Raw genomic sequence first — 15,294 nt, forward strand, 5'->3', positions numbered from 1 at the left:
ACGGCTAGTTTTTTTGTGCGGGAATAAGTGAGTAAGTGCTCGCAAAGTTCCCGTGCGCTCCCGACCCTCGGCACGGCCGAACGACCTAACGTACCTTCGGTAGCTCGGATGGGAGAACCCCCGTGTCCGACCCCCGCCCGTATGCGGCGCTCCTGGCCAAGGGCGAGCATCGAAAACAGCTCATCCTCGCGGCCTCCCAGCGCCTGCTCACCCGGAACGGATGGCGCACCACGACACTGGGCCAGATCGCGCGGGCGGCGGGGATCAGCCCGTCGGGCCTGCTGCACCACTTCCGGTCCAAGAGGCACCTGCTCGAAGCGGTGCTCGACGCGCGCGACGCCTACGACGAGGCGCGCATCGACACCTCGCGGGACATCCTCGAACAGCTCGAACACGTCGCCGACCGGATCGCCAAGGCACCCGAGATGGTCGGCATGTACGCGGTGCTCCGCATGGAGAACCTCGATCCGGGAGCACCGCTGCACGACCGGCTGACCGGCCGGCACCGCGCCGCGGTCGCCACCGTCGCCGAGGGGATCCGGCGGGGCCAGCGCACCGGCGGGTACCGCACGGACCTGGACCCGGCCACCAAGGCGGAAGAGATCGTCGCCTTTCTCAACGGGATAGAGACATCATGGCTCATCGATCCTTCGACGCCGGTGGACGAGGTGTTCAAGGAGTACATCGCCTCGCTCTCCCGGCAGCTCGCCCGCCCCGCGGACGGATCATGAGGCACCGGCTGGTGGTCGCCGCGCGCCGGCCCGCGGACGTCGTGCGGCGGGTCGGCGGCTGGATGGTCGACCTGGCCCTCGTCGGCTGGGAGGTGCGGGTGTTCACCGAGGGCCGCGCCGACCTGCCGATGCGGATCCTCGGCGCGGACCACCGCGACCTGGAGAGCGCGCTGGACGCCCCCGCGCGGGGCCGTCCGCCCGCCGCGATCGCGGTCGACCTGGAGCTGTACGACTCCGATCCGCGCGTCAGACGCATGGTGCGCGCGGCGGTCGACCGCGGCGCGGCGGACTGTCGGATCTGGTCGGCGGCGGATGCGTTCGACGACGGCGACCGCGTGCTGCGGTACCGGCTGAGCGCGGCGGCGCGGGCGTTCAAGTGCCAGGCGCTGGCCGCGCTGGCCCTGCCGCCCGACGAGACCGGCGCCACGGAGACGTTCCGGCCGCTGGCCCTGTTCGACCCGTCCGGCACCTGACCGCGGGTGCTGGGCGAATCCCTCTGACCTGGGGCGACCTCCGGGGCTCTTGACGGTGTATTCCCCCGGTGCTAGTCATGTGCTCAGCACTGCTGGGCAACTGCTCAACAGTGCGGGGAGCGCAGGCGGCTTCCCCCCATGCTCGCCTTGACGCACGGCGACGAGACGTGCGCACGGTCAGAGGAGCCCTGAGTGAGTGACTTCGGTCCGGCGAGGCCGGTGGCCGCATGAACGACGAGACCACGAACGGGGCACGCTACGTCGGCGCCCGGGTGCCGCGGGTGGAGGATCCGCGGCTGCTGACCGGGCACGGCACCTACGTGGACGACGTGGCCAGGCCCGGCACGCTCCACGCGTGCTTCGTGCGCAGCCCCCTGGCCCGCGCCGCGATCGGGGGCGTCGACGCCTCGGAGGCGCTCGCCCTGGAGGGGGTGGTCGCGGTGTTCACGGCGGAGGACCTCAACCCGGGTGTGCACGAGCAGTGGTACACCCTCATCGGCCGCGACGTCGCGGACACGCCGCGCCCGCAGCTGGCCGAGGGCGAGGTGCGCTTCGTCGGCGACCCGGTGGCGCTGGTGGTCGCCGAGGACCGCTACATCGCCGAGGACGCCGCGGAGCTCGTCTTCGTCGACTACGAGCCGCTGCCCCCGGTCGCCGACTACACCACGGCGCGCGAGTCGGGCGAGCTGGTGCACGACGGCTTCCCGCGCAACGTCGCGTGCGAGCTCGCGGGCCTGCCCGTCGAGGACCTCCCGGTCTTCGAGGAGGCGGCGTTCACGGTCCGCGAGACGATCCACCAGCAGGCGTACGCGGCGGTGCCCATGGAGACGCGCGGCATCGTCGCGCAGTGGTCGCCGGTCACCGGCGAGATGGACATCTGGGCGTCGACCCAGTCGCCGCACGAGGTGCGCCTGTTCTGCGCCCGGCTGCTCGGCATCGACGAGAACCGGGTGCGGGTCGTGATGCGCGACACCGGCGGCGGGTTCGGGCAGAAGGTCCTGCCCATGCGCGAGGAGATCTGCGTCATGCTGGCCGCGCCGAAGGTGCCCGGCCCGCTGAAGTGGATCGAGGACCGGCGGGAGAACCTGCTGGCGGCCGGGCAGGCCCGCCACGAGCACGCCGACGCCCGGATCGCCTTCGACGCCGACGGCACGATGCTGGCCACCGCGATCGACTACGTGCAGGACGTGGGCGCCTACCCCATCCCCGCGCCGCTGAACACCTGCGCCGTCGTCGGCATCCTCTTCCCCGGCCCCTACCGGGTGCCCCAGGGCACGTTCGCCACCACCGGCGTCTTCTCCAACACCGTGGGCCGCACCGCCTACCGCGGGCCCTGGCAGTTCGAGTCGGTGGCGCGCGAGGTGCTCCTGGACATCTCGGCGCGCGAGATGGGCATGGACCCCGCCGAACTGCGGCGCCGGAACCTGCTGCGGCGCGACGAGTTCCCCTACACCAACCACAACGGCATGCCCTACAGCGACGTCACCCCCCTGGAGACGTTCGAGCAGGCCCTGGAGATGCTCGACTACGACGCCTTCCGCGCCGAGCAGGCGCGGGCGCGGGCCGAGGGGCGCTACCTGGGCGTCGGCACGTGCACCTACGTCGAGCCGACCACGGACTCGCTGACGCTGCACGCCACCGAGGGCGCGACGATCCGCATCGAGCCCTCCGGCAAGGTGAACGTGTACGTCAGCGGCGGCTCCAGCGGCAACAGCATCGAGACCACCGTCGTCCAGCTCACCGCCGACGCGCTGGGCGTGGACATCGCCGACGTCAACACCATCCAGGGCGACACGGCGATCACGCCGTTCGGCGGCGGCACCGGCGGCAGCCGGTCGGGCTCGATGACCGCCGGGGCCATCGAGGTGACGGCCGCCATCCTGAAGGAGCGGATCGCCGAGATCGCCGCGCACCGCCTGGAGGTGTCGGCGAGCGACATCGAGGTGGCCGGCGGGCAGGCCTCGGTCCGCGGCAAGCCCGAGAGCGGGATACCGCTGGCGGAGATCGCCGCCATCGCCTACTTCCAGCCCGAGACCCTGCCGCCCGGGGTGCCGCCGGGACTGGAGGCCAGCGGCCGGTACCGGGCGCAGAGCCCGGTGATCTGGGCCAACGCCACGCACCTGTGCACCTGCGAGGTCGACGTCGAGACCGGCGCGGTGAAGCTGCTGCGCTTCATCGTCAGCGAGGACTGCGGCCCGATGATCAACCCGACCGTGGTGGAGGGCCAGATCGCGGGCGGCGCCGTGCAGGGGATCGGCGGCGCGCTGTACGAGCACCTGGCCTACGACGAGGACGGCAACCCCGTCTCCACGACCTTCATGGACTACCTCCTGCCCACCGCCACCGAGGTGCCGGTCATCGAGTACGGCCACGTCGAGACCCCCGGCCCCGGCCCCGGCGGCTACAAGGGCGTGGGCGAGGGCGGTGCGATCGGCGCGCCCCCCGCCGTCGTGAACGCCGTGGCCGACGCGCTCGCCCCGTTCGGCGGGCGGATCACCCGGCTGCCGGTCACCCCGGAGTCGATCGTCAACCTGGTCCGCGAGGCCCGGGCCCGTGAGGAGGCCGCCGGATGAAACCCGCACCGTTCACCTACCACGCGCCCCAGGACGCGGCAGAGGCCGTCGGCCTGCTCGCCGAGCTGGGGGAGGAGGCCAAGTTCATCGCCGGGGGGCAGAGCCTGGTCCCCATGCTCGCCCTGCGCCTGGCGGTCTTCGACCACCTCGTCGACCTGCGCCGCGTGGCGGGGCTGCGCGGCGTCGAGCGGCGCGGCGACGAGGTGTGGATCGGCGCCGGCACCACCCAGGCCGAGATCGGGCGGTCCGAGGAGGTCGCCCGGAACGTGCCGCTGCTGGCCCGCGCCACCCCGCTGATCGGGCACTTCCAGATCCGCAACCGCGGCACCATCGGCGGGTCGATCGCGCACGCCGACGCCGCCGCCGAGTACCCGGCGATCGCCCTGACGCTCGGCGCCCGGCTGGAGGCGCTCTCGCCGCGCGGCGCCCGGACCCTGCCCGCCGAGGGCTTCTTCACCGGCATGTGGAGCACCGGCCTGGCCGAGGACGAGCTGCTGACCGGCGTCGCCTTCCCCGTCCGCGGACCCCGCAGCGGGTTCGCCGTCGAGGAGTTCGCCCGCCGCAGCGGCGACTTCGCCCTCGCGGGGGCCGCCGTCTCGGTCGAGCTCGACGGCGCCGCGCAGATCCGGCGGTGCGCCATCGGCCTGTTCGGCCTCGGCTCGACGCCGCTGCGCGCCAGCGCCGCCGAGGAGGCGCTGGCGGGATGCGGCGCCGACTCCCCGGCGGCCGAGGAGGTCGGGCGCGCCGCCGTGGCGGAGCTGCGGTCGGTGCCCGCCGACCTGCACGGATCCGCCGACTACCGCAGACACGTCGGGGCCGTCATGGTGGCGCGCGCCTGGCAGAGAGCCGTCAAGGAGGCGGGCGATGCCTGACATCGAGATCCGGGTGAAGGTCAACGGCAGGACGCGGCGCGCGACCGTGCCGCCCCGCCTCACCCTCGCCGACTTCCTGCGCGAGCACTGCCGGCTCACCGGCACCCACGTGGGCTGCGAGCACGGCGTCTGCGGCTCCTGCACCGTCCTCATGGACGGGGAGGCCGTCCGCGCCTGCCTGGTGTTCGCCGTGCAGGCCGACGGCGCGGAGGTCACCACCGTCGAGGGCATCGCCTCGCCGGCCGGCGAGCTCTCCCCGGTGCAGTGCGCCTTCCGCGACCACCACGGGCTGCAGTGCGGTTTCTGCACGCCGGGGCTGGTCGTCACGGCCACCGCGTTCCTGCGGGACAACCCCGACCCCACCGACGAGGAGATCCGCGACGGCCTGTCGGGGAACCTGTGCCGCTGCACCGGCTACCAGGGCATCCTCAAGGCCGTCCGGGCGGCGGCCGATGGCGCGGTGGCCGCGGAGGAGACCGGATGAAGCTCCAGAACACCCTCGAGATCCCCGTCCCGGCCGACGAGGCGTGGAAGGTCCTGCTCGACATCGAGCGGATCGCCCCCTGCGTGCCCGGCGCGACCCTGACCTCGCACGAGGGCGACCGCTTCGGCGGCAGGGTCAAGGTCAGGCTCGGGCCGATCGGCCTCACCTACGGTGGCACCGTCACCTTCCTCTCCCGCGACGAGGAGGCGCGGACCGTGGTCATGGAGGCCAGCGGCCGGGAGGCCCGCGGCGGCGGCACCGCCAAGGCGGTCATCACCTGCGCGCTCACCGACCGCGGCGCCACCACCGGTGTCCTCGTCGACACCGACCTCGCCATCACCGGCAAACCCGCGCAGTTCGGGCGCAGCACGCTCGCCGACGTCGCCACCGCCCTCATCGACCAGTTCGCCGCCAACCTCGCCGACCGCCTCGCCGCGTCCGCGGCGGACACCGCCTCCGCGGCGGGGCCCGCCGCGGAGGGGGCCCCCGAGCCCGCGGCGCGGCGCGGACCGGTGCCGCACGCCGAGCCGGTCGACCTCCTCGCGCCGGTCGGCGGCGTGCTCCTCCGCCACGCCGGCCCCGTCGCGGTCGTGTCGGTCCTGCTCGTCCTCCTGCTGGCCTTCCTGCGCCGCCGCCAGTCCGGCGGCGGCCCCTCGAACACCAAGAAATGAGGCAAGAGATGCCCGGAAGAGTCGAAGGAAAGGTCGCCTTCATCACCGGCGCGGCCCGCGGCCAGGGCCGCAGCCACGCCGTGCGCCTGGCCGAGGAGGGCGCCGACATCATCGCGATCGACGTCTGCAAGCAGATCGACACGGTGCCCATCCCCATGTCCACCCCCGAGGACCTGGACGAGACCGTCCGCCAGGTGGAGAAGCTGGGCCGCCGCATCATCGCCACCCAGGTGGACGTGCGCGACTACGACGGGTTGAAGGCCGCCGTGGACGACGGGGTGGAGCGGCTCGGCCGGCTGGACATCGTCGTGGCCAACGCCGGGCTCGCCGCCTCCGGCAACGAGATCCACAAGATGGAGAAGGAGTTGTGGCAGGACTCCATCGACGTCAACCTCACCGGCGTCTGGCACACCGCCAAGGCCTCGGTCCCGCACCTCATCGAGGGCGGCCGCGGCGGCTCGGTCGTGCTGACCAGCTCCGTGGGCGGCCTGAAGGCCCACCCGAACGTCGGCAACTACGTCTCGGCCAAGCACGGCGTGGTCGGGCTGATGCGCACCATGGCCGTGGAGCTCGCGCAGTACAGCATCCGCGTCAACTCGGTGCACCCCACCCAGGTGAACACGCCGATGCTGCTGAACGACATGACCTACCGGATGTTCCGCCCCGACCTGGAGAACCCGACCGCCGACGACATGGCGCCGATCTCCCAGATGATGAACGCACTGCCGGTTCCGTGGGTAGAACCCGTGGACATCAGCAACGCGGTGCTCTTCCTGTCCTCGGACGAGGGGCGTTACATCACCGGTGTGACGCTCCCCATCGACGCGGGATCCATGCTCAAGTGACCGATCGGTCACCGGGTTCTCTCCCCACCGGCCCGGCCGGTGGGGAGAGGACCCGGCCCCAGGCGAATGTTCCGATGGTTTCTGGAGGTGCAGAGGTGGCAGCCGACGGAGAGGTCTACTGGGACCCCTACGACGCCGCGTTCGCGAACGACCCCTACCCGATCTACCGCCGGCTCCGCGAGGAGGCGCCCCTCTACTACAACGAGAAGTACGACTTCTACGCGGTCACCCGCTTCGCCGACTGCGAGCGGGGCATGCCGGACTGGAAGACGTTCCCCTCGTCCCGGGGGAACATCCTCGAGCTGATCAAGTCGGACTTCGAGATCCCGCCGGGCACCCTCATCTTCGAGGACCCGCCCGTCCACGACATCCACCGCCGCCTGCTCTCCCGCGTCTTCACCCCCCGGCGGATCGGCATGCTGGAACCGCAGGTGCGCGCCTTCTGCACCAAGGCCCTCGATGCTGTCGCCGACCGCGACCGCTTCGACCTCATGGCGGCCCTGGGCGCCGAGATGCCGATGCGCGTGATCGGCATGCTCCTGGGCATCCCCGAGGCCGACCAGCCGGCCATCCGCGACCGGACGGACGAGGTGCTGCGCACCGAGGACGGCGGGCAGATGGACTTCGAGGGCGGCGCGGTCCTGAGCAACGAGGCCTTCGGCGAGTACATCGACTGGCGCATGAAGCACCCGTCGAACGACCTCATGACCGACCTGCTGAACGCCGACTTCGAGGACGAGACGGGCCGGACGCGCACCCTCACCCGCGACGAGATCCTCACCTACGTGACGGTCGTGGCGGGCGCCGGGAACGAGACGACGGGCAGGCTCGTCGGCTGGGTCGGTTCCCTGCTCGCCCGGCACCCCGGCCAGCGGCGGCAGCTCGTGGCCGACCCGTCCCTGATCCCCGGCGCGATCGAGGAGGTCCTGCGCTACGAGCCGGCCGGGCACTCCATCGCCCGGTACGTCACCGAGGACGTGGAGTTCCACGGCCGTACCGTCCCGGCGGGCAGCGCCCTGCTCTTCATCGTGGGCGCCGCCAACCGCGACCCCCGGCGCTACCCCGACGGCGAGGACTTCGACATCCACCGCAAGATCAGCCAGCAGCTGACCTTCGGCCTGGGCGGCCACTACTGCCTGGGCGCGGCGCTGGCCAGGCTGGAGGGCAGGATCGCCACGGAGGAGATCCTGAAGCGCTTCCAGGACTGGGACGTGGACTGGGACAACGCGAAACTGGCACAGACGTCGACGGTCCGCGGCTGGGAGACCCTCCCGCTCGTCATCGGCTGAGTGCCCCGCCGGGGGAGGGCGCATGCGTGAGATCGCCGCGAGGCTGCTGGAGTGGCACCGGACGGGCGTCCGGTACGCGCTGGCCACCGTCATCGGGGTGGGCGGCAGCGCGCCCCGCCGGCCCGGCGCGGCCATGGCCGTGGCCGAGGACGGCGAGGCGGTGGGCAGCGTGTCCGGCGGCTGCGTCGAAGGCGCCGTCTACGAGCTGTGCCGGGAGGCCATCGAGAGCGGCGCGGCGGTCCGGGAGAGCTTCGGCTACTCCGACGAGTCGGCTTTCGCGGTCGGCCTGACCTGCGGCGGCACCATCGAGGTGTTCGTGCAGCCCTCTCCCCGCCGCCACGTGGTCGAGGCGGTCTCGGCCGGCTCGCCGGTGGCGGTGGCGCACCTCCTGAACGCCTCCGGCACGACCCTGGCCGTCGGGCCGGAGGACCATCACGGCACCACCGGGATGGCCGACGTGGACGCGGTGGTGGTGGCGGAGGCCCGGGCCATGCTGGAAGGCGGCGCGACCGGGCTCTTCTCGGTCCGCTGCCGGCCCGGCCTGGAGGTCTTCGTCTCCTCGTACGCCACGAGGCCGCGGCTGCTGGTCTTCGGCGCGATCGACCACGCGGCGGCCGTGGCGTCCCTCGGCCGGTTCCTCGGCTACCGCGTGACGGTCTGCGACGCCCGCCCGGTGTTCGCCACCGCCGCGCGGTTCCCCGACGCCGACGAGGTCGTCGTCGACTGGCCGCACCGGTACCTGGCCGCCGCGGAGACCGACTCCCGGACGGCGGTGGTGGTCCTCACCCACGACGCCAAGTTCGACGTGCCGCTCCTGGAGGTCGCGCTGCGGCTGCCGGTCGGCTACGTCGGCGCCATGGGCTCGCGCCGCACCCACGCCGAGCGGCTGGACCGGCTGCGCGAGGCGGGGCTCACCGAGGGGGAGCTGGCGCGGCTGCGCTCCCCGATCGGGCTGGACCTGGGGGCCCGCACCCCCGAGGAGACGGCGGTGGCGATCGCCGCGGAGCTCGTGGCGGCGCGCCGCGGGGGCACGGCCCTGCCGCTGGCGCGCACCGACGGGCCCATCCACCACGACCACGTCCGAGGAACCGTCCCCTCCGCCGGGAACGGGTGAGGACTCCGCGGCGGATCCCGATGAGGGCGGGACCCGCCGCGGACCCGATCAGGGCCGCTGCGGAGCCGGAGACCCGGCGGTGTCGTCCTGCGACGGCTCCTCGACGGTGCCGTCGGGCTTGGTGAGCGTCTCGTCGTCGGCGGGAAGCGTCGACATCGCGTCGACGTGCCAGGCGCCCTTCTCCAGGACCAGCTCCAGCAGGAGCTTCGTGCCCAGGACACGGCGCACCCCGATGGTGCTGCGCACCTCGCTGTCGAGGGTGACGAGGGTCTTGGCGCGCCCGCCGTCGAAGTCGTTGACGTAGACGTCGCGCACGGTGGCGGTGGCGTCCGCCTCGTACTTGGTGATGACGCCGGACAGGCCGTCGAAGGCGGTCTGGTAGGTGTTGCCGAAGTCCGCGGACGTCAGGTCGCGGATGCGCTTCTGCGTGGTGGCCAGGTCGGTGTGCCGGTAGGCGAGCAGCGCCCGCGCGAAGTCCGCGGACCGGTCGCGCACCTGCTGCTCGGTGCCCTCCTGGCCGGTCAGCCGGTCGGCCGCCCGCCACTGGATGCCGGCCGTCGCCACGGCGGCGAGGAACACCAGCGCCAGCGCGGCGGTGACCAGCCGCCGCGACACCCCCGCCGACAGCCGCGGCGTCCGCCGCTCCGGCTTCGCGCCGGCGCTCTCCGGCTCGGCCTCCTCCGGCTTCCTCCCGGCCGCGACCGCGGTCTCTTCGGCCGCGGCCTCCTCAGCCGCGTTCTCCTCGACGGTGTCCTGCGGCGCCTCTTCGGCCGGGAGCTCTTCCGTGGTCTTCGTGGTCATGATCTCCTCCTCGGACCGGACACGGAACGTATCCGGCGTACGGTGTGGACCGCGGTGCCCAGCAGGACCAGGGCGGCGGCCGCCAGCGGGATCCGCGGCAGCCAGGCGTCGGCGGGGCCCTGGTCTCCGGGCGCGGCGGCGGGCCGGGGCGCGGCGGTCCGGAAGACGTCCCGGGGATCGGTCCCCGCGGGCCGCGCCGCCTCCTCCTCGGGCTTCTCCTCCCGCTGTCCGGTCTCCTTCACGTCCTGCACGGTGCCGTTCCCGGTGGAGGCGTCGCGGCAGTGGTAGAGCGGCGGCTCCACCGGGTCGGGCAGCGGCCGCGCGTACTCCGGCGGGTTCGGCACCGGCCCCGCGAGGCTGATGACGGCGGTGGCACGGACGTAGGTGCCGCCGTTCCCGGGCCTCTCCAGGACGTCCGCGACCATGTCGGGGAAGACGTCGCGGAGGTTCTTCATGGCGTTCTGGACGGCCTTGCTGTTGGTGTCGTTGAACACCGAGGGGGCGGGGGTGCCCGCCGCGGTGAGCACGCACCGCAGGCCGGGGCGCACCTCCTCGAGCAGCGCGTTCACCTGCTGCATGAGATTCGGCCCGTTGTCGAGCAGGCTGTCGATCTCCTTGCTGGAGCTGCTCAGCGCGGAGGTGAAGAGCGCGAGGTCGTTCATCCCGGAGGCGAGCTGCGTCCTCTTGTCCGAGAGGGTGCCGGCCAGGGAGGTCAGCTGCACCGAGAGGGCGTCGAGCACGCCCGCCTGGTCGGCGACGGTCCCGGTGAGCCGGTCGAGGTCGGCGAGGGTGTCGTGCAGCTGCTGGCCGCGGCCGTCCAGTCCGGCCGCCAGCTCGTGCGTGAGGGTCTTCAGGTCGCCGGGGTCGATCGAGCGCAGCATCCGCCCGGCGCTGTCGAACAGCTGCTGGTACTGGACGGTGGAGTCGGTGCGCTCCACCGGGATGACGTCGCCGTCCCTCAGCGCCGTCGTGCCGGTGTCCGAGGCGGGCGGGGCGAGCTCCACATAGGGCTCGCCGACCGCGGACTTGCGCAGGACCCGGGCGGTCACGGTGTTCGGCACCTTCTTGCCCCGCTCCATGAGCAGGGTGACCGTCACCCGGCCGGGACGCAGCCGCACCGACTCGATGCTGCCGATCGGCACGCCCAGGTAGTCGACCTCCAGGCCCGAGCGGAGGCCGGGGGAGGAGGCGAACTCGGCCTCCACCTTGATGAGGTCCTCGCCGAACCGGATCGGCAGCAGCGTCAGCGCCGCCCAGGCGAACATGAGGACGGCGACTGCGGCGAAGACGGCGAGGTTCAGCAGGATGCGCGGTCTCATCGCGGCCCCAGCAGGGTCTTGAGGCTCTTGTCGAGGCCGGGCTTCGCCTTCTTCTCGACCGGCAGGAATCCGGCCAGCCAGGCGACAGCCAGGACCTGCCCCTCGTGCGAGATGCGCGGTGTCAGCATGAGCTTGTCGGTGATGTCCCTGACGACGGTCTTCAGCTGGTCCTTGCCGCGGGTCATCGCGCGCAGGACGGCGTCCAGCTTCAGCAGCGTGGTCCGCAGCCGTGCGCCATGCCGTTCCTTGATCACGCTGTTCGCCTCCTCGGCGAGGTCGGTGAGGCCGGTCAGCGTCCTCTTGAGTTCGGCACGGTCCTTCTCGACCCGCGCGGTCATCTCCAGCAGGGAGCCGGGCAGCCGGTCCAGGGCGGGCGAGGCCTCGGCGAGGGAGTCGCCCAGCCGCCCCAGGCCGTCGATCAGCGTGCGCAGGTCGCGGCCCGCGTCCGCGTAGCTCTCGGAGATGTCCGCGGCCTGCTCGATGAGCTTGCGCAGCCGCGGCCCGGCGCCGTCGAGCCCGGTGGACAGCTCGGAGATGACGTCCGACAGGTTCTCCCCGCCGAGCGCGCCCAGCACCGGCCCGACCCGGTCGGTGATCCGCTCCAGGTCGGGCTGGACCGCCGTCCGGGTGATGAGGGAGCCGCTGGCCATCGCGGGCGCGACCCGCGGCACGGTGCCCTCGGGCGGGATCAGCCGCACGTAGTTCTCGCCGAGCAGGCTGGTCTGGGCGATGGTCGCGGTCGTCCCCACCGGGATCCGCGTGCCGTCCACCAGCGAGAGCGTCACCCTGCTGCGGTAGCCCTGGAGCCGGATGCCGACGACCGAGCCGACCCGCACGTCGTACATCTGCACGCCGTGGCCGGACACCAGGTTCTGCACGTCGTCGAAGACCGCGTACAGGGTGAGTTCGCCCTTGGGCGCGCCGAGGGTCTGCAGGGAGCAGCCCGTCAGCGTGGAGAGGGCCAGCAGCAGCGCGAGGAGGCGCCTCATGGCCGCCCCTTCCGTTCGATCTTCGCGGGGCAGTTGCCGACCGGCTCGTCCAGGCAGGGCACCCGGCCCCAGTCCATGGCGGTGAAGATCGGCTGGAGCCAGATGCGCAGGGTCGGGCTGAGCTGGGCTCGGATGACGAAGACGTGCCGCTTCGGATCCCAGCCGTTGGCGATCGCGTCGGTCATCCCGGACATACCGGTCATGGCTTGGCCGAGCTTGGCGCTGTTGGCCTTCATGGTCATCAGCAGGGACGAGGCCTGCGCGAGGGTGGGGGGCAGCGTCTCGCGGTAGGAGGTGACGATCAGCTGGCCCTTGCGGATCAGGGCCTCCAGGCCGACGAGCAGGTTCTTCAGCTGAGTCCGCTCGTCGGCGAGCTGCCGGCCGGTGGTGCTGAACGCGTCGATGAGCGAACGCAGCCGGGTGTCGCGCCGGTTCAGCGAGGCGGCCAGGTCGCGCAGCCTGGTCGCCATGGACACGATCTGCTCGTCCTCCGAGGCCAGGGTCTCCGCCAGCGCCGCGGTGTCGCCCAGCGCGTCGTTCATGCCCTCGCCGCGGCCGTCCAGGAGCTCGGCCCCGGTGTGCACGAGCCCGCGCAGCTTGTCCGGGTCCAGGGAGTCGGCCAGCTGGGTGAAGGAGCCGAGCGCCTCGTCGATCTCGACCGGCGGGTCGGTGCGCTCGGCGGGGATCACCGCGCCGGGCTCGGCCCGTCCCATCCCCGGCTTCCACGCCGGGTACAGGATGACGCTCCGCTCGCCGATCGCGCTGTCCGCGGCGATCGTGGCGTGCGCGTCGGCGGGGACGGGCACGCCGCCGTCGATGCGCAGGTCGACGCGCACCCGCTGCCCGGCGATGTGGACGCCCTCCACCACGCCGGCGTTCGCCCCCATGATCTTCACCCGCGACTTCTCGTACAGCGACGGCGCCTTGGTGAAGTACACGGAGATGCGGTAGCCGTCGGATCCGCCGAGGACGGAGCACCCGCCGGCGGTGACGGCCAGCCCGGCGGCGAGCAGGGCGGCGGTGAGGGACCGCGGGGATCTCATTGCTTCCTCCCGAGCTGGGCGGCGAGCCTGGACAGGTCCTCGGGGGCGACGGGGCCGAGCTGGGTGATGGCCGCGTCGAGGAAGGGGCCGTAGGAGTTGGCGGTGGCGAAGCCGGACATGGCGGGGCCGAGCCAGGCCAGCAGGGTGTTGATGTCGTCGAGCTCGGGCTGGAGGCCGGTGACGGTGCCGTTCATGTCCTCCATCAGCTCGATCAGCTTGTGCTGCTGGCCGTCGATGAGCTCGGAGAGCCGGGTGACCGCCCTGCTGCCGCTGCCCAGCAGGACCGACAGCTCGGCCTGCCGGTCGCGCAGCTGGTCGAGCAGCCCCTGGATGCCGCGGGCGAGCCGGGCGAGCTGGGCGTCCTTGGCCCGGACCATGCCCAGGAGCCGGTCGCTGCTGGAGATGAGCTCGCGCAGCTGCGGGCTCGCCCGCTCCATGGCGTCGGCCAGCTGCGCCAGGTCGTGGAGCGCCTCGGTGAGCCGTTCTCGGGTCCGGGGGGAGACCCCGCCGAGCTGGTCGATGACGTCGCCGATCAGCGCGGTGTCCAGCTGCGCGAACGTGCGGGTGCCGGTGGCGACCAGGTCGTTGGCGGTGACGGGCAGGCCGGTGCGCTCCAGGGGGACGCGGCGCTGCCCGTCGGGCAGGCCGGCCAGGTAGGGCCTGGTGACGGGGCCGCTGAGCCGCAGGTAGCGGCCGCCCAGGATGTTGGAGGTGCTGATCTCGGCGCGGGTCTGCCGGCCGAGGTCGACGTCCCGGTCCACCTTCCAGGTGACGACGACGACGCCGCGGGTGAAGTCGGGCTCGACCGCGGTGACCTCGCCCGCCTTGATCCCGGCGACCCGCACCTCGTTGCCCGAGTGCAGGCCGCCCGTCCCGGCGAACACGCCGGTCATGGTGTACCGGCGCTGGAACAGGCCGGTGCTGCCGACGAGGAACACGGCGACGAGCAGCAGGGTCAGGGCGAGCAGCGAGGAGATGCCGAGCACCGCCGGATCGCGGTCGCGGAAGGACTTGAGCGCCATCAGTTCCTCCCTACGACGAGCTCGCTCAGGGAGCGGGCGGTCATGGGGCCGTCGGGGATCTCGGTGAGCCGCATGTCGCGGGGGCACGGGTCGGGGGTGACGAAGAGGATGCAGGGGGCGGCTCCGACGAGGAACCCGCCGCGTTTGGAGAGCTCGAACACGTGCTGGAACTTGGGCCAGGTGACGGGCAGCATCTCCTTGAGCAGGCCGAGGTTGCGGTCGGTGCCGTCCATCACGAAGGACAGCTTCTCGATCATCTGGTCCAGTTCGTCGGCGTTGTCGCCCGCGACCCTGTCGGTGGTGCGCAGGGTCCGGGAAAGCTGGCCGATGGCGGCGTCCACCAGGGCGCGGTTCTCGCCGAACGCCTCGGTCAGCGTGGCCAGGTCGTCGGCGGCGCGGGCGATCTGCTGGTCGCGCCGTGCCAGGACGCCGGTGACGGTGGAGAAGTCGTCCAGCATGTTCCGCAGCGTCTGCTTGCGTCCGGCGATGGTCGACGACAGGCGGTCGACGTTGGCCAGCAGCCGCGAGGCGTCGTCCTCGGTGCCGTCCATGGCGGTGTAGATCGCCAGGAGGATGGTGTTGACCTGCTCGGGCTTGAGCCCGCGGGCCAGCGGTTCGAGCCGGTTGATCAGATCGCTGAGGTCGACGACCGACCGGGTTCTGGCCACCCGGTCGCCGTCGCGCAGCAGGGTGTCCGCGGTGCCGGGCATCAGGTAGACCACCCGCTGGCCGATCGCGTCGCGCCAGCGGATCGCCGCCTCGCTGTCCCGGGGCACCCGGTGCCTGATCCCGACCTTCAGCTCGATCTCGGCCTTGCCCTGGCGGATCCGGATGTCGCCGACCTGGCCGACCGGCGTGCCGGCGATCTTCACCTTGTCGCCCTTCATGAGCCCGCTGGCGTCGGTGAAGACCGCGGTGAGACGGTAGGTGTCGCCGAACCCGAGCCGCGCGATCTGGGCGCTGATGAAGAAGGTGAGCAGCCCGGTGAGCAGGAGGAACGCGACCACCTGGACCACCGAGGATCCGCGTTGGCGGGTCCGGGCGTCCTTGAAGCGTGTGCTCGGCATG

At 72.5% G+C, this 15,294-nt stretch carries 15 protein-coding genes; 9 read left to right on the forward strand and 6 right to left on the reverse strand.

Features of this window, described 5'->3' with window-relative positions; all coding sequences use genetic code 11:
- Positions 1–122: 122 nt before the first annotated feature.
- From ABD140_RS13900 to ABD140_RS13940, 9 genes are all read left to right on the forward strand, one after another.
- Complete coding sequence (locus tag ABD140_RS13900) at positions 123–731, forward strand: TetR/AcrR family transcriptional regulator (RefSeq protein WP_344240670.1); 609 nt, start codon at positions 123–125, stop codon at positions 729–731.
- Positions 728–1,204 carry a hypothetical protein gene (locus ABD140_RS13905; protein ID WP_344240672.1) on the forward strand — a complete coding sequence of 159 codons (477 nt, stop codon included), beginning with the start codon at positions 728–730 and terminating at the stop codon, positions 1,202–1,204. Before ABD140_RS13900 ends, ABD140_RS13905 begins: the two co-directional genes overlap by 4 nt.
- Positions 1,205–1,431: 227 nt before the next feature.
- A complete protein-coding gene (locus ABD140_RS13910) occupies positions 1,432–3,777 on the forward strand; it encodes a xanthine dehydrogenase family protein molybdopterin-binding subunit (RefSeq protein ID WP_344240674.1) in 2,346 nt (781 codons plus the stop codon).
- Complete coding sequence (locus tag ABD140_RS13915; RefSeq protein WP_344240676.1) at positions 3,774–4,649, forward strand: FAD binding domain-containing protein; 876 nt, start codon at positions 3,774–3,776, stop codon at positions 4,647–4,649. The genes ABD140_RS13910 and ABD140_RS13915 overlap by 4 nt, the downstream gene beginning before the upstream one ends.
- Positions 4,642–5,133 (forward strand): (2Fe-2S)-binding protein, encoded by a 492-nt coding sequence (locus tag ABD140_RS13920; protein ID WP_344240678.1) that lies wholly within the window; start codon positions 4,642–4,644, stop codon positions 5,131–5,133. Before ABD140_RS13915 ends, ABD140_RS13920 begins: the two co-directional genes overlap by 8 nt.
- A complete protein-coding gene (locus ABD140_RS13925; RefSeq protein WP_344240680.1) occupies positions 5,130–5,804 on the forward strand; it encodes an SRPBCC family protein in 675 nt (224 codons plus the stop codon). Before ABD140_RS13920 ends, ABD140_RS13925 begins: the two co-directional genes overlap by 4 nt.
- Before the next feature lie 8 nt (positions 5,805–5,812).
- Positions 5,813–6,649 (forward strand): mycofactocin-coupled SDR family oxidoreductase, encoded by an 837-nt coding sequence (locus ABD140_RS13930; protein ID WP_344240682.1) that lies wholly within the window; start codon positions 5,813–5,815, stop codon positions 6,647–6,649.
- Positions 6,650–6,744: 95 nt separating this feature from the next.
- Positions 6,745–7,938, forward strand: coding sequence for a cytochrome P450 (locus ABD140_RS13935; protein ID WP_344240684.1), 1,194 nt, complete (start codon positions 6,745–6,747; stop codon positions 7,936–7,938).
- 22 nt (positions 7,939–7,960) lie between these two features.
- Complete coding sequence (locus tag ABD140_RS13940) at positions 7,961–9,052, forward strand: XdhC family protein (RefSeq protein ID WP_344240686.1); 1,092 nt, start codon at positions 7,961–7,963, stop codon at positions 9,050–9,052.
- A 48-nt stretch (positions 9,053–9,100) separates the two neighbouring features.
- On the opposite strand, the gene ABD140_RS13945 is transcribed toward ABD140_RS13940, so the two are convergent.
- Genes ABD140_RS13945 through ABD140_RS13970 form a run of 6 tightly spaced genes read right to left on the reverse strand, consistent with a single transcriptional unit; the run spans position 9,101 to position 15,293 of the window.
- Entirely contained in the window at positions 9,101–9,853 is a 753-nt protein-coding gene (locus tag ABD140_RS13945; protein ID WP_344240688.1) for a hypothetical protein, read from the reverse strand.
- Positions 9,850–11,172, reverse strand: coding sequence for an MCE family protein (locus ABD140_RS13950; protein WP_344240690.1), 1,323 nt, complete (start codon positions 11,170–11,172; stop codon positions 9,850–9,852). Before ABD140_RS13950 ends, ABD140_RS13945 begins: the two co-directional genes overlap by 4 nt.
- On the reverse strand, positions 11,169–12,161 hold the full coding sequence (locus tag ABD140_RS13955) for an MCE family protein (protein ID WP_344240692.1): 993 nt from the start codon (positions 12,159–12,161) through the stop codon (positions 11,169–11,171). Before ABD140_RS13955 ends, ABD140_RS13950 begins: the two co-directional genes overlap by 4 nt.
- A complete protein-coding gene (locus ABD140_RS13960; protein ID WP_344240694.1) occupies positions 12,158–13,204 on the reverse strand; it encodes an MCE family protein in 1,047 nt (348 codons plus the stop codon). Before ABD140_RS13960 ends, ABD140_RS13955 begins: the two co-directional genes overlap by 4 nt.
- A complete protein-coding gene (locus ABD140_RS13965) occupies positions 13,201–14,226 on the reverse strand; it encodes an MCE family protein (protein ID WP_344240696.1) in 1,026 nt (341 codons plus the stop codon). The genes ABD140_RS13960 and ABD140_RS13965 overlap by 4 nt, the downstream gene beginning before the upstream one ends.
- Positions 14,226–15,293, reverse strand: coding sequence for an MCE family protein (locus ABD140_RS13970; protein ID WP_344240698.1), 1,068 nt, complete (start codon positions 15,291–15,293; stop codon positions 14,226–14,228). Before ABD140_RS13970 ends, ABD140_RS13965 begins: the two co-directional genes overlap by 1 nt.
- Between the last annotated feature and the right edge of the window lies 1 nt (position 15,294).

The organism is Actinocorallia libanotica (assembly GCF_039525175.1).
GTDB classification, from domain to species: domain Bacteria; phylum Actinomycetota; class Actinomycetes; order Streptosporangiales; family Streptosporangiaceae; genus Actinocorallia; species Actinocorallia libanotica.

Excerpts from the sequence above, each read along its gene's own strand:
- ABD140_RS13960 (WP_344240694.1), bottom strand. The coding sequence starts at position 13,204 with ATGAGATCCCCGCGGTCCCTCACCGCCGCCCTGCTCGCCGCCGGGCTG.
- ABD140_RS13910 (WP_344240674.1), top strand. The coding sequence starts at position 1,432 with ATGAACGACGAGACCACGAACGGGGCACGCTACGTCGGCGCCCGGGTG.
- ABD140_RS13965 (WP_344240696.1), bottom strand. The coding sequence starts at position 14,226 with ATGGCGCTCAAGTCCTTCCGCGACCGCGATCCGGCGGTGCTCGGCATC.
- ABD140_RS13920 (WP_344240678.1), top strand. The coding sequence starts at position 4,642 with ATGCCTGACATCGAGATCCGGGTGAAGGTCAACGGCAGGACGCGGCGC.
- ABD140_RS13955 (WP_344240692.1), bottom strand. The coding sequence starts at position 12,161 with ATGAGGCGCCTCCTCGCGCTGCTGCTGGCCCTCTCCACGCTGACGGGC.
- ABD140_RS13950 (WP_344240690.1), bottom strand. The coding sequence starts at position 11,172 with ATGAGACCGCGCATCCTGCTGAACCTCGCCGTCTTCGCCGCAGTCGCC.
- ABD140_RS13930 (WP_344240682.1), top strand. The coding sequence starts at position 5,813 with ATGCCCGGAAGAGTCGAAGGAAAGGTCGCCTTCATCACCGGCGCGGCC.
- ABD140_RS13915 (WP_344240676.1), top strand. The coding sequence starts at position 3,774 with ATGAAACCCGCACCGTTCACCTACCACGCGCCCCAGGACGCGGCAGAG.
- ABD140_RS13905 (WP_344240672.1), top strand. The coding sequence starts at position 728 with ATGAGGCACCGGCTGGTGGTCGCCGCGCGCCGGCCCGCGGACGTCGTG.
- ABD140_RS13940 (WP_344240686.1), top strand. The coding sequence starts at position 7,961 with ATGCGTGAGATCGCCGCGAGGCTGCTGGAGTGGCACCGGACGGGCGTC.
- ABD140_RS13945 (WP_344240688.1), bottom strand. The coding sequence starts at position 9,853 with ATGACCACGAAGACCACGGAAGAGCTCCCGGCCGAAGAGGCGCCGCAG.
- ABD140_RS13970 (WP_344240698.1), bottom strand. The coding sequence starts at position 15,293 with ATGCCGAGCACACGCTTCAAGGACGCCCGGACCCGCCAACGCGGATCC.
- ABD140_RS13925 (WP_344240680.1), top strand. The coding sequence starts at position 5,130 with ATGAAGCTCCAGAACACCCTCGAGATCCCCGTCCCGGCCGACGAGGCG.